This window comes from Vibrio sp. 10N.247.311.12, from assembly GCF_041467515.1.
Classification (GTDB): Bacteria; Pseudomonadota; Gammaproteobacteria; order Enterobacterales; family Vibrionaceae; genus Vibrio; species Vibrio crassostreae_C.
This window is the reverse complement of the sequence record NZ_JBFSUV010000011.1, coordinates 1-22633: the sequence shown is the minus strand read 5'-3', so window position 1 is coordinate 22633 and position 22633 is coordinate 1. Positions and strand designations below refer to the sequence as shown.

Annotated in this window: 10 protein-coding genes; 8 read left to right on the top strand and 2 right to left on the bottom strand. The window is 44.9% G+C overall.

All coding sequences use genetic code 11. From position 1 onward, the window contains the following. Positions 1-253 precede the first annotated feature (253 nt). From proV to proX, 3 genes are read left to right on the top strand one after another with little or no spacing between them, the layout of a single operon-like run. The gene (gene proV / locus AB6E30_RS06865) at positions 254-1441 is read left to right on the top strand and encodes a glycine betaine/L-proline ABC transporter ATP-binding protein ProV (RefSeq protein ID WP_017067805.1); all 1188 of its coding nucleotides are present in this window, start codon (positions 254-256) and stop codon (positions 1439-1441) included. A 3-nt stretch (positions 1442-1444) separates the two neighbouring features. Further along, positions 1445-2557 carry a glycine betaine/L-proline ABC transporter permease ProW gene (gene proW / locus AB6E30_RS06860; protein ID WP_372103054.1) on the top strand — a complete coding sequence of 371 codons (1113 nt, stop codon included), beginning with the start codon at positions 1445-1447 and terminating at the stop codon, positions 2555-2557. Then, the gene (proX, locus tag AB6E30_RS06855) at positions 2550-3557 is read left to right on the top strand and encodes a glycine betaine/L-proline ABC transporter substrate-binding protein ProX (protein WP_017065955.1); all 1008 of its coding nucleotides are present in this window, start codon (positions 2550-2552) and stop codon (positions 3555-3557) included. The genes proW and proX overlap by 8 nt, the downstream gene beginning before the upstream one ends. 204 nt (positions 3558-3761) lie before the next feature. Here the strand turns inward: proX and AB6E30_RS06850 are convergent, their stop codons facing one another. Continuing rightward, positions 3762-4136 carry a nuclear transport factor 2 family protein gene (locus tag AB6E30_RS06850; RefSeq protein ID WP_372103052.1) on the bottom strand — a complete coding sequence of 125 codons (375 nt, stop codon included), beginning with the start codon at positions 4134-4136 and terminating at the stop codon, positions 3762-3764. Positions 4137-4277: 141 nt separating this feature from the next. Here AB6E30_RS06850 and AB6E30_RS06845 point away from each other — a divergent pair, with 141 nt between their 5' ends. After that, on the top strand, positions 4278-5144 hold the full coding sequence (locus tag AB6E30_RS06845) for a LysR family transcriptional regulator (RefSeq protein WP_372103051.1): 867 nt from the start codon (positions 4278-4280) through the stop codon (positions 5142-5144). Between the two features lie 28 nt (positions 5145-5172). Here AB6E30_RS06845 and AB6E30_RS06840 read toward each other — a convergent pair whose 3' ends face one another. Continuing rightward, positions 5173-7032 (bottom strand): helix-turn-helix domain-containing protein, encoded by a 1860-nt coding sequence (locus AB6E30_RS06840; RefSeq protein ID WP_372103050.1) that lies wholly within the window; start codon positions 7030-7032, stop codon positions 5173-5175. Positions 7033-7338: 306 nt separating this feature from the next. Between AB6E30_RS06840 and AB6E30_RS06835 the strand changes: the two genes are divergently transcribed. From AB6E30_RS06835 to AB6E30_RS06820, 4 genes are all read left to right on the top strand, one after another. Continuing rightward, positions 7339-17733, top strand: coding sequence for a hypothetical protein (locus tag AB6E30_RS06835; protein WP_372103092.1), 10395 nt, complete (start codon positions 7339-7341; stop codon positions 17731-17733). A gap of 27 nt (positions 17734-17760) precedes the next feature. Further along, complete coding sequence (locus AB6E30_RS06830) at positions 17761-21276, top strand: hypothetical protein (RefSeq protein WP_372103048.1); 3516 nt, start codon at positions 17761-17763, stop codon at positions 21274-21276. Between the two features lie 62 nt (positions 21277-21338). Then, complete coding sequence (locus AB6E30_RS06825) at positions 21339-22289, top strand: OmpA family protein (RefSeq protein ID WP_372103046.1); 951 nt, start codon at positions 21339-21341, stop codon at positions 22287-22289. Positions 22290-22443: 154 nt separating this feature from the next. After that, positions 22444-22633: transposase domain-containing protein (locus AB6E30_RS06820; RefSeq protein WP_372103044.1), on the top strand; the 190-nt coding region annotated here is incomplete at its 3' end.

Genomic DNA, 22633 nt, shown 5'->3' with positions numbered 1-22633 from the left:
ATTCAATAATCTACGACTACGTAATACATAATATTGGCCGTACGCTTATCTAATTTATCCCTTTTATTATCAGTAGCTTGCTTTGTTTTTGCTTATTTTTGGTCTTGTTGTTGCTGGTCTGGTTTCAGTCTGTTGCCTTGTTTTACCGAGCGAAGAACCTTGATTTACACGTGTCAATTACTTAGAGTGCTAATTGTTTTTCGGGTTTAAATAACCAATTTAAGTTTAAATAACTGAGAAAGGATTAGATTACATGGATCCCATACTGGAAGTTAAGGGACTGTACAAGGTGTTTGGTGAAGACACCGACCGTGCTTTTACAATGATTAATGAAGGCGCAAATAAAGATAAAGTTTTCGAAGAAACAGGGCTAACGATCGGCGTTAACGATGTTTCTCTTAGTATCCAAGAAGGCGAGATTTTCGTCATAATGGGACTGTCAGGATCTGGCAAATCAACCCTAGTACGCCTTCTTAACCGCTTGATCGAACCAACCAAAGGCAATGTGCTTCTTCGAGGCAAAGACATTGCCCACATCTCAGAAGATGAACTCCGCGAAGTTCGCCGCAACAACATCTCGATGGTTTTCCAAAATTTCGCTTTGATGCCGCATATGACGGTCATCGAGAATGCCGCATTTGGTCTAGAGCTTGCGGGTGTTGAAGTTGAGCAACGAAAGCAATCAGCACTTGAAGCACTTGAACGTGTTGGCCTTGGCGCATATTCAGAATCTTACCCAGATGAACTATCTGGTGGTATGAAGCAGCGTGTTGGTTTGGCTCGTGCACTAGCATGTGACCCAGATATCTTGTTGATGGATGAAGCGTTCTCGGCGCTCGATCCTTTGATTCGTACAGAAATGCAAGATGAGCTTATTCGCCTTCAAAATGACGATAAACGAACCATTGTTTTTATCTCGCATGATTTGGATGAAGCGATGCGTATCGGTGACCGAATTGCGATTATGCAAAATGGCGAAGTGGTTCAAGTAGGTACTCCAGACGATATTCTTAGTAACCCAGCGAATGATTATGTCGAAGCTTTCTTCCGTGGTGTGAACGTAGCAAGCGTACTTACTGTGAAAGACATTGCGCGTAAGAAGCCAGCTGCGGTATTTAAAAAATCAGAACACGATGGCCCAGCGTCCGCTCTACAAATTTTGATGGATAACGACCGCGAGTACGGCATCGTAGTTGAGAAGAGCAGCCGTTACTCCGGCATTGTCTCTATCGACTCGCTTCGTAAAGCCCACAAAGAGAACAAATCACTCATCAGCGCACAGCTCGATGATGGACTAACGCTGAACCCTGATTTACCAATCAATGATGTGCTTGGCCTAGTTGGTGGTGTGCCTTACTCAGTGCCTGTTGTGGATGAGCAAGGTAATTACTTTGGCGTGGTGACTAAGTCACGACTGTTACAAACATTGGATAAGGGGTAGATCATGTCGTCTGAACAAACAAATAATGACCCATGGTCTCAATCGGCTCCTCCAGCTCAACCTGCAAGTGATCCTTGGGGTCAATCCGCTGATACCTCACCGTCAGCGGATTGGTTAAGCAGCGAAACCGTTGAAACGACACCTTTTGATCCACTTAACCCTTTTGATCCACTTAACCCTTTTGCAGAGGCTGTGCTGCCTGTTGACACTTGGGTTGAGTCTGGACTGAATTGGTTAGTTGAGCACGGACGCCCATTATTCCAGGCAATCCGTGTGCCTATCGATTTTATCCTAAGTTCATTTGAAACGGCGTTGGTGTCTACGCCAGCACCATTCATGTTGATCATCTTGTTTCTAGTGGCATGGCAGTTTTCAAACTTGAAGCTTGGCGTTGCAACGGCCGTATCTTTGACTTTCATTGGCTTGATTGGCGCTTGGTCTGAAGCAATGACCACATTGTCACTGGTCATGACATCCGTATTCTTCTGCCTATTGATTGGCTTACCCATGGGGATATGGCTCGCTCGAAGTAACACGGCGGCTAAATTCGTGCGCCCAATTTTGGATGCTATGCAAACCACACCAGCCTTCGTTTATTTAGTACCGATCGTCATGTTGTTTGGTATCGGTAACGTTCCGGGTGTCGTGGTGACCATCATATTCGCACTTCCTCCTGTTGTTCGTTTGACCATCTTGGGTATTCAGCAAGTTCCGGAAGAATTGATCGAAGCGGGTCACTCATTCGGTGCAAGCAAAAAGCAGATGCTTTACCGAATTCAACTGCCACTTGCATTACCAACTATCATGGCGGGCGTGAACCAAACACTGATGTTGTCGTTATCGATGGTGGTTATCGCATCAATGATTGCGGTAGGTGGTTTAGGTCAAATGGTACTGAGAGGTATTGGCCGTTTGGATATGGGACTGGCCGCTGTTGGTGGTTTAGGCATCGTTATCTTAGCCATCTTATTAGACAGAATCACCCAAGTACTGGGTGTCAATGCTGGTAATACAAAATTACGCTGGTATCGCATGGGACCTGTTTCCCTTGTACTGAATGTACTTAATCGCGGTAACAAATCAGAACTTCAATTAAGGAAAAACACCAATGAATAATTCATGGAAGAGTAAACTCGCAGTAAGCATCGTTTCTACATTAGCGGTATCGACTAACGTGTGGGCAGCAAGCCTACCGGGTGATGGCGTATCAGTTCAGCCTGTTCAATCGTCTGTAGCGGAAGAGACATTCCAAACATTGATCGTTAACCGTGCTCTAGAAGAACTGGGTTATGACGTGAAATCAACTCAAGAAGTGGACTACAACGTAGGCTACACCTCGATTGCAAAGGGTGACGCAACGTTCCTAACGGTAGGTTGGTTCCCGCTTCATGCTGATAAATACACAATGGCAGGTGGTGATGAGAAATTCTACCGTGAAGGCCAATATGTAAGCGGCGCTGCTCAAGGTTACCTAATTGATAAGAAAACGGCTGAAAAGTACAACATCACCAACATTGGTCAATTAACTGATCCAAAAATCGCGAAGCTGTTTGATGCGGACGGTGATGGCAAAGCAGACCTAACAGGCTGTAACCCAGGTTGGGGTTGTGAGATGGTGATTGAACATCAACTTTCAGCGTTCAAACTGGACGATACGGTGACTCACAACCAAGGTAACTACGCTGCAATCATCGCAGACACGATTTCTCGTTACCAAAAGGGTGAATCAATCCTTTACTACACATGGACACCTTACTGGGTAAGTGGCGTACTGGTGCCTAACGAAGATGTGGTTTGGTTAGAAGTACCTTTCTCAGCACTTCCTGGCGAGCGTTCGAACGTTGATACGACGCTATCTAACGGCAAAAACTACGGCTTCGAAATGAACTCAATGCGCATTATTGCGAATAAAGAGTTTGCTAAGAACAACCCATCAGCAGCGAAGCTTTTTGAAATCATCAAACTTAACATCAATGATGTAAGCGCTCAGAACATGATGATGAGTAAAGGTAAGAACAGCTCTGCGGATATCGAAGCGCACGTAAACGGTTGGATCAAAGCGAACCAAAGCACGTTCGATGGTTGGATTACAGAAGCGAAGAAAGCAGCACTGTAACTTTGACTTGTATTTGTTCTGTCTTACCAGACACTTTGATTTGAAATGATGAGCGTGTTGAGTGATTGTGTAGAGTCACTCAATCACCTTCAAACCAAGCGAAAGGGCGACAAGAGTGAACATTATAAAGCCAGCAGTCGATTTGGATTGCTGGCTTTTTGTTTTCTGTTTCTATTTTTGAGCTTCTAGCTGTTAATTACAGCTCTAGCGTTCGCCTTGAACTTCGAAGTTGTCGCTGACTAAGCGAGCGCAGCCATCGGCTTCAAGTGCCCAGTGTTCATGATGTACAACGCCAAACGCTTTGTTCATTGTCCAACTCGCGGTAAGAATGTAACCGCCGTCTGGGTGCTCTTCCCATTTTACATCGGTGTAATCAACGTCTTTGAAACCTTGGTCGATGATGTTTTGCCAAAATGCTTGAATCGCTTCATGACCTTCAAAAGTACCAAATGGACGCGCTTCCATTACGCAGTTCTCTGTATATTGGTCTGCACAACCTTTCGCGTCTTGGTTGTTGAATGCTTTTTGCCATGCGTTAATGCCTTGCTTACACGCTTCTAATACTTGATTGTTTGACATTGTTTTCTCCATAACAGTCTTCTTTGAAACACTGTGTTTTTGATTGGGTTATCTCGATAAGTTGAATACAGTTTAGCTTTGGTAATTAACTTGAAAAACAGAGATAATAGAAAATACTGTTTGTAAAAAGAGAACAATAAGATGAGTAAGCTAAAGCAGATGTCGATTTTCGCTCATATCGTAGAGCAGGGTTCAGTCTCGGCTGCGGCTGAAAAGTTAGAGTTGTCTAAATCTGTCGTCAGTCAACATCTCAAAATTCTAGAACAAGAGTTAGGCGCCTCTCTCCTTAAACGCACAACACGAAGACAAACTTTGACAAGCATGGGTGAGCGCTTTTATTTGAGTTGCAAAGACATCAATGTGATCGCTGAATCGGCTTGGGATATGGCAAAAGCCGAGCTAGAAGAGCCACAAGGCCGGATTCGTATCACAGCTCCGAATGCCTTGATGGATTTATTGGTAGCGCCTGTTATTGCCGAACTGATGAAACAATATCCGAAGTTAAAGCCAGAACTGATAAGCGACGATCAGCATTTAGACTTCATGGAGCACGATATTGATCTCGCGGTACGAGTGGGCAGTTCTCGTGACAGTAACTTAAAGCAAAAGCGTTTAGGTGAGTTTAAAGATGTGTTATGTGGCGTTGAAAGCATGCGTAAACGTGAGCTTGAATCGATTCCTTACATTGCAAACTCTTGGCAGGGAAAGCAGGTGACTCATCATTTTAGTTCTCAAACTGAGCAGGACTTTGTCTACCAACAGCAAGCTAGTTGCGTCACCAATTCGTTCCACAGTTGCCTTGCACTGATTAAATCAGGTGTTGGTATCGGTGTGATTCCAGATTTCTGCATTCCTCAGTTATTTGGTGATGTTGTCGACGTGCTGCCAAGCTTTGAATTACCCACCAACACGGTTTATGCGCTAAACCCATTTGCTTCAAATACGCCTATCGCCATCAAGCTGTGTATCCAAGCGTTGGAAGAAAAGCTTAAGCAGAATTTAGTATAAGCTTTCTATCGTTGGTAAAATCCGGTGCTTAACCATATTTACTAATAAAAGAAATAACATGTTTATTACTCAGTAATTCGATCTTGTCGATAGTCAGTACGCAATAGCGGTAGTTTTTGTTTTTGAAGGTGATGTTCGACTTTTGTTCTGTTGGTTCTGAAAACTTCCATATTTCAAATCCAAGGTTTTTCATCAGCTCCAATGCATTTGGGTTTTTGATCATCATAGAGAATTTCTTGATCTTAGTATTGCTTGCAAGAAGCTTCATATCGGAAATCAGGTTCGCAATAGATTGTTCGCGCTTCTCAGAGTGACCGCTAACCACAATGTAATTTAAGTTCTGGTTAGAATCTAAAGAGCAAGCTTGCTTAATATGTAGATGCTTATTTTGGTATTGCTCGAACACCTCTTCGTTGAAGAAAAAACCTAGGCTATGACTAACAATATCGCCATTAACATCGACCATTTTTCTGCCATGCGCCTTTTTTTCACTGCAATAGAGAAACAGGTCGATAGTATCAAGAGCTGAAGGATCCACCTTTGTATATTGCGAAATCAGCTTTATTCTATCTATTACTGCTTTGTCATTCTGATCTGTCATTAGTGGCATGATCTGACAGTCGCAGCCTTCTTCTATTTCCCCTTTAGTGATAGACGATATTCGGCTTTGAAACGAAAAGAACCTCTCACGAAGGAAGTCTTCAAGTAATGCACTGTCTTCGTTATCTTCTGAATCAAAGGATTTCAACGTTGTATACAAGTCCAGACCAAGGCAGTCCAATAGCTTTAGGGCTTTGTAATTACTTGGCTTTACTTTGCTATTTTCCCATCGATTTATCGTTACGACATCTACAGAGCTGAATTCATCATCTAAGTGATTAATGTATGCCGCAAAATCCTTTTGCGTTAACTTCAATTTCTTGCGCGCTTCGCGCAGTAATTGCGGAAATTTCATCATGGTAGAATATTCATCTTTGATTAGTGACATTACGTTCCGATTCGTCAGATAGTCTATTTTATCAATCGTTAATATACAGTAGCTATAATATTTATTTTTGAATGTAATATTACATTTTTTAGCAGAAGGTTCTGAAAATTTAAATACTTCAAACCCCACACTCTTCAAGAGTCTCATCATATTGGGGTCTTTTACTAAAACAGAATATTTTTTAATGTTTTTGTTCTGAGAAAGTAACTGTATATCTGAAACTATATGCTCAATAACATGATCTTTTGTCTCTGAGTGTGAGCTTATATTAAAATAATTTATGCTTTTGCTTGAATTTAAAGAGCAGGCCATTCTTAGATCTAGCTCTTGAGTTTTTAATGTCTCAAATTGATGGTCTTCAAAGAAAAAGCCTACGTTGTGACTCACAATGTCGCCATCTACATTGATCAGTTTGTGACCATGTGCTTTTTTCTCACAGTAGTAGAGATATAAATCAATTTGGTCCAGTGGCGAAATATCGACTTTTGTGAATTTAGAAAGTAGTTTGATTCTATCGATAACGCCAGTGTCACACGGCTCTGACATTAAAGGCAGTGACTTAAAGTTGCGTTTGCCTTGTTGTTGATTCAGGCCTGATAGAGCTGAAATTCTACTTTGAAATGAGCCATAGGATTCGTTTAAAAATAGTTCGATTAACGTGTCTTTTTGTTCGGACTTAAAGCTCTTTATTGTCTCAAACAAATCTCCGCCAAGGTACTGTAAGATCTTGAGTGCTTTGTATGAACTAGGCTTTACCTTACTGTTTTCCCAACGATTTATCGTTACGACGTCAACCGCATTAAACTCATCGTCCAGCTGATTTAAGTAGGTTGCAAACTCTGTTTGTGTAAATTGAAGTTCCTTTCTGAAGTTACGTAACAACTGTGAAAACTCACTCATTAAAACATTAACCTTCTGACAATTAACTCAATGTCTTGATTCTAATTTAGACATCAGACTCTATATTTAACATCTTCAGTAATTTGTTTTTTACGGATGTTAATTGTTCGGATTATTTGAACTGTATCTTGCGCATGTCCCTAACAGGCTAGGTGCCAAATTAGTGACGTCAAATCTATGGCTTTTTGCCTAGACACTTGTCAATCTACTGTGAAGTGCGCGTTAATGTTCAGATACAATCTTGCCTTTTTCTTATTCCTTCTGCTGTTTCCATTCGCCTCCTATGCGGACACAACGGGTCTTGTTATGGATCTGTCTGTTGACAGTGCGTATTACGACAACGACCAAGAGGTGGCTTATACGCTTGTTTTAACGAATGAGTCGGATAAAGCTATCGCTGAGTTGGACGTTAAAGATGAGCTGTTAAATATCTTAACGACAGATGATCAAGGGAATAATGTCAACGCGTTCTCGCAAGTCTCAACTCAAGCGCAATCCTCCTTCCTTTCATCTCCGGGTGATTACAGTCGCTTCGGGAATTTAGATGCATCAGGTGTGCGTATTGCGGCTGGTGGGTCGGTGACCTACACCATGGTCGCCACCGTTTCTGGTGACGCAGCCGGTACGATTGATAACGTCGCAAGTGCGAGCACTGGACTGTTGGATGCTGTTGAATCAAATACAGAATCCATTCAGCGTGGTGTGTACCAACATGATGTTGTTGTTTCGGTCGATAAGACTAACTATCAACTCAATAACAAGCTCACCTATAAGATTAAGGTTTCGAACACTGGCGATACGTTTATTCAGACGATCGACGTTCAAGATGTCATTTCAGACATAAAGGCACTCAATATTGAAGGAGCTTTGCAACAAGCCTTTACTGACAACGTTAATTCAGTTAGCAAGGTTGAAGGCAGCAAAAGCGATCCAGGCACCTTCGCCGAATCAGGGGACTTATCAGTAAGTGCTGCGTCGATTGATATTGGCGGGTCTGTGACTTACGAAATTCAAGCAACTGTTGCCGACAATTTAGTCGGCGACATTGTTAATGACGACATAACTGCTGAAACACGCGATGACTTGGTTACAGTTGATGAGGTTATCACTCCACCCACTGAGCCTAGTATCACCCTGACACATACCTTGAACCAATCGGATAACTACCTAGTCGACGATGAGTTTTCCTATACGGTCACGGTTGCCAACCAAGCAAACTCCGGTATTGCTTACCATTATTCGGTTCAGCAGTTTCTTGCAGATCTTGAAACCGATCTAGGTAACGATGTCAGCAACGAAAAGAACGCAACTGACACGGTTGGCAATCCTTACGATTTTTGGACTAATGAAGTGAGCTCAATCGGTTCTAATAGCCTTTCAGAACTCAATGCATCTGGAAAGGAGTCCAACAAGTCACTAGAAGACAAAGTGTCTATCTATCCCGGTGAGCAGATTGTTTATTCCGTTGTGGTGGACGTTAGCCCTGTGTCTATTGGTCAAATTCCCCAAGTTGCAGCCCGAGTGGTTGATGCTGATGGCCACGCAGATTCTGGCGATGCTTTGGCCAATATTCTCGATTCGAAAGACGTTTTGACGACGTCATCAAGTCAAATTACACGTAATAAGAACACCACAGATACGACTTATGTTCCGGGGATAGTCGGTGATAACGAAGTGGTCTATGACATTGTTATTTCTAACAAGGACACAGAGTTCTTCGCCAACGATATCGAAGTTGTCGATAAATTTGCTTGTATCGTGACAGAGCAAGCGGATGGCTCTAATGCTTCAGCATTTTCCGAGTGGAAGCTTGAAGTCGCTGATAGAAGTGGTGAAGGATCGAATTATGGTTCATTTAATTACAATACTTGGACAACAAACGACATCAATTTGAAAGTCGACCTCGCACCTGAGGGCTTCGTTCATTATAAGCTGACCGCAAAAGTGGCAGATACCAGTGTGGGGCAGATTGTTGATGATGGTACCGATGCCGGCTTGTGCTTAGGGGATAACTTAGGCGAGTCGGGTTCTGGCGTCCAAATGCCAAACTCGAAATTAAAGGTCCAAAAGGAAGTGGATTCTCGTTACTACTCAGCTGGCGGTACCCTGAACTACGACATCACGGTAGAGAATAACGGTGACGGCTATGCGATTGATATACCGGTTTATGATGATTTAGTCTCTGTCATGACTCAGTCTATTGATGATACACCGACTAAAGCGTATTTGAGCTGGATTATTACTGCGAAATCTTATGCCTCTGACGGCTCAATTTCGACAAACAGTGATCCCGGCTTTACTGATGACATAGAAGGTAATCAGAAGAATCAAAAGATCTTAGATGTGAAGGCAAAGCTAGCGCCACACGATAAGATCGTTTATAGCATTGCCGCGACCGTAAACCCCATTGCCGATGATGAAATCCGTAATGAAGTGACGGTTGACAGCGTACTTTATTCCGATAGAGGCTCATACCCACGAGATTACTACTTAGTATTGGATAAGCGTGTTGATGGTCATGACGAACAAAACGCGTATACCGACACCACCAATACTGTCACTTATACGATCAGCATTACCAACCCAGCAGGGAACGGTTTCGCCTCTAACATCAATGTTAAAGATGAAATCAGTACCATAGAAGCAGAGTTACTTCACGAGCCGGGTGAAACCAAGCCCGTGTTCTCTTCGTGGACGATCAGTGCAGAAAGAGAGGCAGACTCCCCGTGGGTGAAAGCCGTGACTGACCCTGGATCGTTCTCGGATAACAATGATCTGGATGCCACCGCTCAGATCCCGCCAGGTGCGACGATTACTTATACCATTGTTGGGACACTCGATCGCAGTGTCGACAGTGAGATTCTTTGGGGAGCATTCACCAATACCGCAACAGTGACGGGACCAGATACTAATCTATCGGATACGGTACGTACCTATCCTAGCGAGCCGAATCTTGTAGTCGCTAAGACCGCTCAAAATACCGACTTTGTTGTAGGTGAGCGCGCTACGTTCGATATTTATATCTATAACCGCGGTGTTGGCTATGCAAATGACGCAACGGTACAAGATAGTATTTCAGCGCTTAACTTCTTTAATAGTTGGACAATTGTAGGTTCGACCAACACAGATAAACCGGGTTCTCGTTACGGTGACATTGCTAACGACACTGACATCGATACCGACGTTGATATCACTCCCGGAGGGTGGGTTCACTATGAGGTGAGCGGCATTGTTAAGTCTGACTATGAAGAAGAACAAGTATCGAACCGTGTTGATGTTTACGATCCTATTACAGACCGTGACCACAGCTCTTCCGCTCAAATAGATAACTCACACAGTACCTATGACATCAATGTTTCATTAGCCAAAACGACCGATGTTGTCCGCTACACGCCGGGTGAAGATCTCACCTACACCATCGTTATTGGCAATAACAGCGACACTGATGAGACCGATCTTATCTTCATGGATCGCCTGAGTGAGATCACTACTACGCTAGCGAATGATAAAGATGGTGAAGTAGAAGATGTTCTTAATCAAAACCCGTTTGACTATTGGTCTGTTGATACTGGCTCTGGTTTCGGCCCTCAAACGACTGAAGATGTGGAGTTCCCAGTTTCAATTCCGGCCAAAGACTTTGTCACGGTGCGTATTAAGGCGCATGTCAAAGACAATGCGGTATCTAACGGTGTAGCGGACAGAGACGGCGGCATAATCCGCAACGAAGCCGTGCTGATTCATGATGATAATGCCGGTTGTACTGACGATTGTGAGTATGCCAAACGTGCCGTGGCTGAAAACCATCAGGTACATAATAACGGCGGCGTTGTTCGCACTACTAACATTAACCGCTACTCTCCGGGAGATGAGTTGACTTATACCATTAGGTACAACTCTCAAGATGGACATGGTTATCGAAACAACGTAGACGTTAACGAACTGATTAATGACATATCAGTGGAGCTACAAGATGGCAATTCAGGTAATCCATTTTTCGATGATTCGGTAGGTTCAAACAAGTTTACGGTGGCGGTTGCTAAGAGCGATCCTGCGAACGCGGGTACAACAGATGGTACCAAAGACGGTGATGTTGCGAACGACACTGACATCGTAACCTCGATTGATATCGATGCTGGCGAAGACGTGACTTACACAGTAACAGGTACCGTAAGACCGGATGCGGTCGGTGATATTCATTATCGAGATACCGTCGTGATTCCCGATGACTACCATTTAGATTTTGATAAAACGACTGATGAAGCGGTGTACGAGCCCGCTCAAACCGTGACCTATCACTTAGTGATTGAGAATGACGGCAAAGGTAACGCTCACGATATTCCAATCGTCGATAACCTCGAAGATATTACGGTCAGCTTAGTGGATGGTAATACAGGACCAGCGTATTCAGATTGGACCATCACATCGATCGCAACTGGAACTGATTCTGAGTATGTGGATGCGGGCGCAGGTGCTGGCAATGTTTACACATCAACCAACAGTAACCTAAATGTTGAAGCCGATATTCCGATGGGCGCTAAGCTTGAGTACCAAGTTGTCGCGACCATCAATGACAAAGCCAATGGTGATGTTGTTAACGTTCTAACCGTTGATGGTGACACGATATCTCATGATATTCGTCAAGAAGCTCGAAAAGTTGATTTTGAAAAGAACATTCTGGCGTATTACGACACGGATGAAAACGAACTGGTTGGCGCAACTAACTACATGCCAGGTGGTTATGTTGAGTATGAAATTTTAATTGAGAACATTGCGAGCGCCCACGTTGATGATATGAGCTTGCGTGATGACATCGACCAAATTAACACTCAATACTTTGATGGAACGCGTGGCCCTGCCTTTGATAGCTGGACGATTGAAACATTCACTGATAGCTCAGGTATTTCCAACCCAGATGTTGATAACTCAATCCAAGACAATAAGCCGATTGATACTCACTTCGATATCTCGGCAGACAACTTTGGCCGAGCTGCATCGTCAGCGTTTGTCCGCTATGTCATAAAAGCCAAGATCAGTCCGAAAGCGGTTGGTTCTTTTACCAACAAAGCTTTCATCGACGAAGACAATGGCAATGAGTTGGTCGCGGTATCGCCACCATCAACGATGGCGGATCCTGAAGTCACGTTCTCTAAAAAAGCGTTTTATGATGCAGGCTTCTCTTCGCAAAAAACTGAATATTCTCAAGCTTTTGGCGAGAGTGAGGTTTACTACCGCGTTGAGATTAAGAATGCGGGCGATGGTATTGAATATGGTTCTCGCCTAGAAGATGCGATTTCGGAAATTCAAACTCGTATTGCAGAAGACAGCACCACTTCAGGTGGTGATCCTGTTGGACAACCGTTCTTGGTTGGCTGGGAAGTTAGCCTAGATAAAACGGCTGCGACAGGCTCTATTACCGACGCGATTGACTTTGTACCGGGCAATAACATCGATATTGATAACGAGATTGTTATCGCGCCTCAAGAAAGCTTAACGTTCACTATTCATGCTCAAATTCGTGAAGATGCATTGGGTGACATTCAAAATAAAGCGACGTATGACGGTAGTGCTCGAACAGCGAATTTAATGCCGCTTGAAAATAATACCAGTGTTGAAAAACGTGTGGTGTCGATCAACGGCAACCCGTTCAATGATGGTGATACCTATCTGCCGGGTGACGAAGTTGAGTATGAATTTGTAGTCACAAACCCTGAAAACGGTTGGGCGAATGATATTCAGGTCAAAGATACAATCACAGACATTCAAGTCGAAGTGATTGGCGGTAAAACGGAATCCGCTTTTGTTTCTGGCGATATCACCCATGAAGTCAGCAATGGTATTGATGCCAACGCTGATACTTATGTACCAAGCTACAACACCAGCGGCAACCTTGATATTGATACCGATATTGCCGCGGGAGAAGCGCTGACCTTTAACTTAACCGGTGTCGTTCGTGACGACGCTTTGGGCACGATTGATGCGAACCAAGTGACCGCAGGAAGTGACTCTGCAACATCGCAAGTGATACCACCTAAAGATGCTGAGCTCGATTACTTCAAAACCTTGGTGTATACCGATGGTGAATCGGCAGGGTGTTCTGTTCCTTCAAACGATGGCAGCGGTTGTACTTACGCACCACGTGGTGATGTTGAGTACCAAGTTACGTTAGATAACACAGGCGATAGCATCGCAAATGACGTGAGCGTTATTGATGCGATTCACACCATCAAAACCGAAGATGGCGATGATGCGTTCTCTAGCTGGACAACGGCTATTGCGGTTGAACCTGTTGGCACTTATGACGTGCAAGGTAACTACAACGGTAGCGTACCATTGAATGCAACTGTCGATCTTCGTCCTGGTGAGCGTATTGTGTTTGACGTGAAAGGCACCGTGTCGACTTCAGCGACAGGCACTATTACCAACACGGCGCAAGTGAACGGTGATAACACCAACGACATCGTACTTGATCCGGGCCGCTCGAATATCCTGATTGATAAATGGACGGATACGCCTGAGTACGTGCCGGGTGGAACAGTGAATTACTACATCGACATCACCAATGACGATGTGGATTCTGGCCTGTTTTCGATTCGTGACATCATCAGCGGCTTTGAAGTCGAAACCGTCGATGGCTCAATGAAAACGGCATTGACAGAATGGACGGTTGATTACGATGTGCTTTATAACTCGGCGCCGTCAGACCCTGACGCTAATGATTTTTCAGAGCTAGATAAGCTAGTTGCTCAAAACAGTCCAGACATCGATTTACCTGTCGAATCGATCAAGATGGCAGGGCGTGACGATGCCGGTACGGGTGGCGGCGATAAGTACACAGTTGTCCGTATTCACGTCCAAGGCAAGGTACGAGATGACGCGATTGGGCGCTTTACCAATACGGCTTATCTGCGACATGGTTTGGACGATTCGAAGATCGCTCGCTTACGAGAAGGCTTTATCACTCCGAAGTCGGGTCAATTGGTTCTAACCAAAGAAACGACGCCAATTGCAGAACCTGATGCTAAGTATCAACCGGGTCAACCTATCTCATACAAGATCACCGTGGCTAACACAGGTGAAGGTTACCTTGTCGATCAAGTCCTGACGGATCGCATCGATACCATCATGACAGAGGTGGCTAACAGCCCAGATCAAGAGCAAGCGTTGACAGGTAATTGGATCATTAGCGACGAACAGCTTGATGGCAGTGGCGATCCAGCCCTGAACGCTCGCAAAGATGTGGTTAATAACGCACAGGGTTATAGTGCGACTTACAGCATTCACCCGGGTGACAGTTATTCATTTGTCGTGACCAACACTGTTAATGATAAGGCCAAAGGCGAGATCACTAACGTCGTTAAAGTTGATAGCGACGACGGTGAGCACTCTGCAGACGCGACCTACATTCCAGAAGATGCGCAAGTTGAGATCACTAAAGATGTCGATAAAGCAGAGTACCTTCCGGGAGAAACACTTCAGTACACCGTGACCGTTAAGAATAACGGCTTAGGTTGGGCTGAAGATGTTGCTATTAAAGATGCGCTGAAGTCGGTTGAAACCACGATTGCAGGTGGTACGACTGAACAAGCTTTTGACCCTGCTTCAATCCAAATATCGGCGGTATCGACAACCGGTGAAACCCCAGTACCGGATGCAACCCGTGGTGAAGACCTTCATGAGACGCTCGATATTGCGCCTCAAGACAGTATTGTTTTCACTATTCAAGTTGCGACTAATCCGTTGGCGACAGGCGATATTACTAACATCGCATCAGCGACCTTTGACGGCACAACATTTGATGACAGTGCTACCAGTACACCAGTGTTGGCGACGGTTTCGGTCAAGAAGACGGTTGATACGCCATCGTATGAAGTAACCAAGCTGATTAACTACGACATCACCGTAACCAACAGCTCTGATGCGTTTGGATCTGGTGTTCAACTTCAAGACATCATCAGTGACATTCAAGTCGACACGACCGCGGATAAACAAGAGTCGGCATTCCTACTATGGGAAGTGAGCTTTGACGCCTCGGATGATCGCTCTGTTGTCACTCCCAAGACGTTCGACTTGAGTGAAGATATCGATGTGAGTATGGATGTGGCGCCACAAAGTACCGTGACATTCTATGTTAAGGCGTTGATTCGTACGACGGCGATTGGCGATATCAGTAACACGGCAACCATCACTTATAACGGAACACCACAAGACTCAACGGTAGTCATGACACCGAAAGACTCTGAGTTTGTTGCGACGAAAACTAACGTACAAACCGAGTATGAGCCGGGTGGTGAGCTGGAATTCTTGATTACCATTGAAAACACCTCTAACAACTACATCAGCGATTTAAGTGTTGTCGATGACATGAGCACGATAGAGGTGGGCTATTACGATGGTACCACTGGGCCTGCTTTTGTTGCTGGAACCACTTCTTTGGTTGTTGAGTCAACCACGGTAGGAACGACGACGGAGCAAATTAGCCCGATTGAGTACAGTGTGGATATTGCACCGCACGGCACAGTTGTGTTCCGCTCAAAAGGCACCGTAGTCGATACCGCGACCGGACACATCATTAATACTGCGCAAGTAGATGGCGGCGATGTTATCAGTCCTCCAGTTCAAACAGTTGCGGCTGTGGTTCAAGCTGAGCTGTTTACCGATGCCCCGTATTACGTGCCGGGAGAGCAGGTTGAGTATCACTTAGTGGTGCAAAACATAGGCCGAGGTATAGCCAAAGATGTCGCGCTTTACACCCAGTTCTCTGAATCCATGGGTGATCATATTGATGGTAATTTTAGTAATGCGTTTGATGAATGGACACTAACGGCAACATCAGAAGGGGCTGAAACTCAACCTGGCACCTTTGATGACGACAAAGACCTGTTCACCTTGGTCGACATATCGCCGGGCGGCAAGATTGATTACACGTTCACATTGACGGTCAACGAAGACATGCTGACTAATATCGATGTGCTTGGATACTACCTCGACTTAACTGGTAGCCCAGCGATGCGCGCTCGTTCTAAAGGCATGTTGGCCTCTGAAACCTCGATGCAGGCAGTGGCAGATCAAGTATCTGCTTTGGATTTGCCGCCAGTGGGTGCTGATCTGGTTGTTGAAAAACGTTCTGATAAGCCTGAATACACCGAAGATGACGACAGTGTCACTTATTACTTAGCCGTGACCAACAACGGTCAAGGTAACGCGGCTAATGTTCGTCTAACCGATGAGATCAGTGGACTACAAAACAGCACAGGTAATAAAGTCTTTATCGATTGGACAATTGAAGGTGTGGAAGTCGACGACTCGGGCGCGGTTATTCAGCGTCATTCTTTCCCGTCGAATAAAGACTTAGACACTACCGTTAACCTGAAATCCAACAAACGAAATGCTTACGCGTTTGAGGTCGTGGGTACGCTAGGTAAGGGCTTGGATGACGACATTACCAATACCTTTACGGCGACCGAATCTGACGGTACCGAAACCAGCGACAGTGTAACTACTCATATCAAGAAGATTCCTGATAATTCTGGAGAGTTGGAGCTGACCAAGTCTGCGTTGCAAGATACCGCGCAAGTGGGTGATGCGGTTGAGTACGAGATCATCGTTGAGAACAACAATGAATCTTACTTTAAGAACGTGACTGTGGAAGACCGTTACCCAGGTGGTCTGAAATACATCGTGGATACATCAGAAGTTGTGCTAAGCGGCATTGATGGTGAGTTCGGTACGGAAGACGATCAGGTTATCTCTCAAGATCCATCAGATACGGGCAAGTTAATGTTCACATCGTTGAACTTTGATCCGGGCGAGAAGCTGCGTATTCGTTACTTATTGCGTGTCTCGGTAGGTGCCACTTTTGGTGATTACATCAACACCGCAGTAGCGAAGGTTGATGGCTCGGCTGTTTCTAATGAAGACATCGCCAAAGTGACCATTGAGCCGGACAAGGTGTTCGATACCTCATCGATCATCGGTAAAGTTTTTGAAGATCATAACAAAGATGGATTCCAAGCTGATGCAACCGCGTTTGATGTTGAGCTAACTGCGAACTTAGCAACACAAGGCTACATCGCTGATTCGACGCACATCATTCGTGATGGTCAAGACGTTGCTATTCAAGATGGTGCGATAACCACTGCACTTGAACAAGGTTTGGAGCTTGGTGACCTTTGGGGACATTCAGTGAACCGAACACTGCCAGAAACCAGCAAAGTGGTGATTCAATTTAAAACTCGCACACAGCAAAGCTTTGATTTCTACGTCACAACCGATGCGGGCTCTCGTATCGAGTTCGACGCACAAGGTCAGATTCAGTTTAAGCATGAATCGGACAAGAAAAAGGGACTGAGCGCGGAAAACCTCAACGTAACCAGAAACCTGTATCGCGATGGCGAGGATTACCTGTGGGAAATCGTTATCGAGAACAAAGGTATTTACGAAGATGGTATTCCGGGCGTTAAGTTGATGACGGTTGAGGGAATCGTTATTTACACAGACCAGTACGGTCGTTACCACGTGCCCGACCAATGGGTACTCAATAAGAAAGGTAAGAACTTCCTCGTGAAGTTGGACACTGATTCGCTCTCCACCTCCATGGAAGTGGTGAGCGAAAACCCAAAAGTGTTGCGAATTACCCCGAACAAGCTCACCAAGTTCAACTTTAGCGTTCATCGCAAAGACCAACAAAGTGAACAGAAGTAAGCCATTGGAACCGTAACTGGAAATTGTATGAAAGTATTTAGTAAGTCTCTTTTAGCGACGTGTGTGTTAACGGCCATTCCTGTGATGGCGGTAGCGAAAGACACAGGTAAGCTTGAAAAACTCGGTTCTGAGACGACTGGCATTGAAATCACCAAGCCGAACCAAGACCAAGACAGCTCGCGTATTTACTTAGAGCAAGGCGCTATTTGGGCAAGCCGTGACATCACTCGCTTTGACCCAGTATTAGATGTCAGTGTCAGCGATGAATTAGAAGTCGAACAAGGCACACTGCGTGACAGCGTCGGTTTCACCATTACCACCAACTACGGTTACTACATCAAAAAGTACCAGTTGGAAGTGTACCGAGTGGGTGACTTTGGTCTGTCTGAACCCATCGCTGTACTTGGTGGCGACAAACTGGCAAACGATTCTAATATAAACTGGGATGGCCAAACCGATGTTGATTATCAGTTTGAGGTTGGTGAGCAGCTGATGTTCCGCCTAAAGGCGTGGGACAAAGATGGCAACATGGATGTGACCACGGTTGGTGTGACAGATCTGGTTAAGCCGGACTCTGAGGTCGATATTGACCGAAACGATAACGACGATGAAGAGAGCAAAGACAAAAGCTACGGCCAAGCTAAGCTGATGCGCCACAACATCCCAACCAATGCGGGCTTAGCCAAGTTCATTGGCACCGGTTTGAAAGGCGTTGATAAAGTCATCATCGGTGAAGATGAATTTGATGTCGAAGATGGCAACTTATACGCAGAGCAGTACTTACCAACAGATTCCTACATTTTCCCAACCAAGGTTGTGTTTGATAACGGTGATGAACGTCGTTACAAGCTTTACGTTCGTATTCCAGATACGTACTACGCACAAACTGGCTTGGCTGATCTTTATGTTGGTAAGAATAATGTGTCTGGTAATAGCGATGCATTAAGTGTCGATGACCAGTACCAAGATGACATCTACAACCAAGGTCGCTTAGCGTACTTTGGTCAGGGTAAATTTGGCGACAAACTTCGTGTAACGACTCACTTTGATACGCGAGAAAGTGAAATCAAAGACATGTTCAAACATCCGTTCGCCTCCGACGATTCGGATGTGTTCGATATCCTCGAAGACGACGATGAGCTTTATTACGGCAACTATGGCGATAGCTCAAATATCGAAAAAGTGGTCAACACCAAGGGCAAGGTTTACCTCAATGTTGAATACGATAAGTCTCAATACTTGTGGGGTAACTACAACACGGGTTTAACAGGCACCGAAAACAACGATTACAACCGCAGCCTCTATGGTTTCAAAGCTGATTATCGTACTCGCGATACTACACAATATGGTGAAGATCGTTTGAACGTGGTCGGTTTTACCGCAGAAGCAGATTCGTTGTATGCACACGATGAGTTCTTGGGTACAGGCGGCTCTCTGTACTTCCTTCGTCATGGTGAAGCGGTACCGGGAAGTGACAAAGTTTACGTAAAAGTAAAAGATGAATCTGGCCTAGTGCAGAATGAAATTCCACTTGAGCCGGGCGTCGACTATGACTTTGACCCGTACCAAGGTCGAATTATTTTGACCAAGCTACTCGACAACATCCTATCCGACAGCTTTGGCAGCGTGATTGAAAACGGAGACGACTACGAAAACTTTCTGGTTGTCGACTATGAGTATGTTCCACAAGGTTCAGATTCATTAGATGCGATGTCTTACGGTGGTCGTGCTAAAGGTTGGATCAACGATTACGTTGGTGTTGGCGTGACGTATGCAACTCAAGAAAAGGACAACCAAGACTACGAGTCTTACGGTACGGACTTAACGTTGCGTGCAACAGAAGGTACCTACATTAAGGCTGAGTTTGCACACAGTGAAGGCAGGCAAACCGAGTCGAATTTCGTCTCTACCGATGGTGGTTTAACCTTTACGCCAATTGGCGATACGTTAGAAGATCGCGAGGGTGACAGTATCCAAATAACGGCTGTGACTAGCCTTTATGATCTTGCTCCAACCATTTTTGGTGCCGTTGGCAATGACCTTAAGCTTTGGTACCGAGACAAAGACGCGGGATACAGCTACGCAAGCAGCAGCGATGATTTAGAGCAAGAGGCATACGGTGCTGAACTTCGTTTGCAAGCTACCGATCGCTTGGCGGTTCTCTCTCGCTTCTCGACCAATGAAGAGCGCGATGTCGATGGTAATCTAGAAACAGATACTGAAACGATTGAGATTGAGACTCAAGTTAAAATCACCGAGCACATTAAGGTTTCGGCGGCAGGGCAACAAACTGAAGAGCTTAACCAAAACGACGAGCACAGTGATGCCACCTTAGCGGGTGTGCGTTTGGAATACATGTGGGACAGTGAGAACAGCGTTTACGTCAAAGGGCAAAAGACCGTCGACCAGTCGGATGACTATGATGAAAACGACAGCGCGTCGATTGGTGCTGAATTCCAAGTGTTGGAAGACTTGTCTCTTGGTGGCGAATACACCGATGGCGACCGAGGCCAAGTAGCAGAAGCGACTGTGACTTACGATGTATCCGATGACCACTCAACCTACGTAACTTATGTAGATGATAACTACGAAGGCCAAAACAACGTGATTGTTGGTCAGCGTGCAGATCTCACCAGCAGTGTCGATTTCTACCAAGAGAACCAGTTTGTTGATGAAAACGATGGTCATGGCCGTATCGACTCGTACGGCTTTGGCTACGATGTGACGGAAGATGTCGAGATGGGGATCGGTTATCAGCTTGGGGAAATTGAAGATGACCAGAGCATCACCACAGAGCGTGAGTCCATCAGCTTCAATGCTTCAATTGACCTAGATGACATCACCCTAAGCCACAAATTTGAATATCGAGTGGATAAGAGTGAAGACGACCCTGACATCGCTCAGCGAGAGCTGCAACAAATCGTGACGACCAACCGTTATACGCATCACTTAACGGAAGAGTACACATTGTTCGGCAAGTACAACTACTCCATCACCGAAAGCGAAACCACGGGCGAAATCATGGCGCAATTTACCGAAGCCACTGGCGGCCTCGCGTATCGTCCGATCTACAACGATCGACTCAACTTACTGAGCCGCTACACGTATATTGCAGATTTCGATCAACTGGATCGCGATGTGGATTATCAAGACGAAACCAGTCAGATCATTGAAGTTGAGGCGATCTATTCGATTGACCAACACTGGGATGTCGGTACTAAGTACGCCCATAAAGATAAACAGCAAGCTTTTGAACGAGCATCTGGTTCGAATGAGCTGGTTAAAAGCGATATCGACCTATACGGATTAAGCGCTTCTTACCGTGTGATGAAAGAGTGGGATGTGACGGGTGAATACCACTGGAAAACAGACACACTCAACGATGAGCTAGAACACGGTGCGTTAGTTTCGGTGAACAAGCACATCGGCGAGAACTTCAAAATGGGGATTGGTTATAACTTCTCTGCGTTTGATAGTGACTTAACCAATGATGACGACTACGACGCATCCGGCGTGTTTATTAACTTAGTCGGTAAGATCTAAGCATGCCCCAAAGTGGGTTGAAAGTTAAGAGTTGAGAATTCAAAGTGACAGTAAAGAGTAAGATGAAAACAATTATTTTCCTAATAAGCGCAGTGATGAGTACTTTGCTGCTTTCCGGCTGTGCAACCGACACCTATGTGAGTCAGGAGAACCGAGACAAGTTTGCTGGCATCGATGTGTCTAAGTTTTTAATCAGCGAGTGTTTGGCGCCAGAGCGTGAGGTGCATATCGCCATCGCAGAGCATTTTGCGTTTGATAGATATCAATTACGCGACCTCGACAAGATTAACTTAGATACCTTTGTTAAAGAGATCAGAGGCTTAAAAGGGCGCATCACGATTGTCGGCCATACTGATTTCAAGGGTTCTCTCGAATATAATGAGCGCCTTTCACAGCGCCGCGCTAAATCGGTCGCAGATTATTTGAAAGGGCAACTAGACCCAACGCAATATGACTGGGAAGTAAAACACCTTGGTGAGACTCAACCCCTTCTGCTTGGTAAGACAGATAAAGACCTAGCGGAGAACCGCCGTGCATTTATCGTGTTTGAAGAAGCTCAGAAGTACGAAGAGATGCCTTTCTGTGAGCCACCAAAACCAGAACGTAAAGTTTATATGGCAATGACGCCACACTTCGATTTCGACAAATCAGTGCTTAAGCAAGAAGATCTAACTCAGTTAGATGACTTCACAACTAAGTTGAGTGGCCTGCAAGGTAGCATAATGGTGGCAGGGCACACCGACCAAGCGGGTTCACTTTCTTACAATGAAAAGCTAGCAGAGCGCCGCGCAGAAACGGTGGTTGAATACCTCAAAACCAAACTCGACCCTAAGCAGTTTATCTGGGAAGTGAAGTCATTTGGTAAGTTGCAGCCTGCGATTAATGAACGCTCTGAAAAAGCCGATGCATTAAACCGCCGCGCGTTCATTGTGTTCAAAGAATCTGATATTACCGCCGAACAGCAAGCTCTTGCTGGCAGCGAACAAGAAGCGGTGAGCAGCGAGAGCGATTAGAGTTCACCGAAGAATAACGAATAGTTGCCTTTACAATAAAACGCAAAAAGCCCCATACGTTGGTAATGCCGATCAGTTAAAGCCAAAGCGATCGGTTGAAGGATCCTTCAGAGCTGTCAAAATCCAAGTGTATTTAATGCACTTGGATTTTTTTATGGATGTTTCTCAAGCTCTAAACATAATTAATGATTGGAAACCTAGCAGCGTTGAGACTTTGTCTGACTTGCTTCCAATTGAACTCATCGACGAAGCCTATTCTCTTACTGATACTGTCACGATGAGAAAGAGGAAATTAACTTTAGAATCCATGGTGTGGCTGCTTGTTGGAATGGCTATCTATAACA

What these genes read in the sequence shown, in the direction of transcription:
- proV (WP_017067805.1), top strand. Translation starts at nt 254, where the DNA reads ATGGATCCCATACTGGAAGTTAAGGGACTGTACAAGGTGTTTGGTGAA.
- proW (WP_372103054.1), top strand. Translation starts at nt 1,445, where the DNA reads ATGTCGTCTGAACAAACAAATAATGACCCATGGTCTCAATCGGCTCCT.
- proX (WP_017065955.1), top strand. Translation starts at nt 2,550, where the DNA reads ATGAATAATTCATGGAAGAGTAAACTCGCAGTAAGCATCGTTTCTACA.
- AB6E30_RS06850 (WP_372103052.1), bottom strand. Translation starts at nt 4,136, where the DNA reads ATGTCAAACAATCAAGTATTAGAAGCGTGTAAGCAAGGCATTAACGCA.
- AB6E30_RS06845 (WP_372103051.1), top strand. Translation starts at nt 4,278, where the DNA reads ATGAGTAAGCTAAAGCAGATGTCGATTTTCGCTCATATCGTAGAGCAG.
- AB6E30_RS06840 (WP_372103050.1), bottom strand. Translation starts at nt 7,032, where the DNA reads ATGAGTGAGTTTTCACAGTTGTTACGTAACTTCAGAAAGGAACTTCAA.
- AB6E30_RS06835 (WP_372103092.1), top strand. Translation starts at nt 7,339, where the DNA reads ATGGATCTGTCTGTTGACAGTGCGTATTACGACAACGACCAAGAGGTG.
- AB6E30_RS06830 (WP_372103048.1), top strand. Translation starts at nt 17,761, where the DNA reads ATGAAAGTATTTAGTAAGTCTCTTTTAGCGACGTGTGTGTTAACGGCC.
- AB6E30_RS06825 (WP_372103046.1), top strand. Translation starts at nt 21,339, where the DNA reads ATGAAAACAATTATTTTCCTAATAAGCGCAGTGATGAGTACTTTGCTG.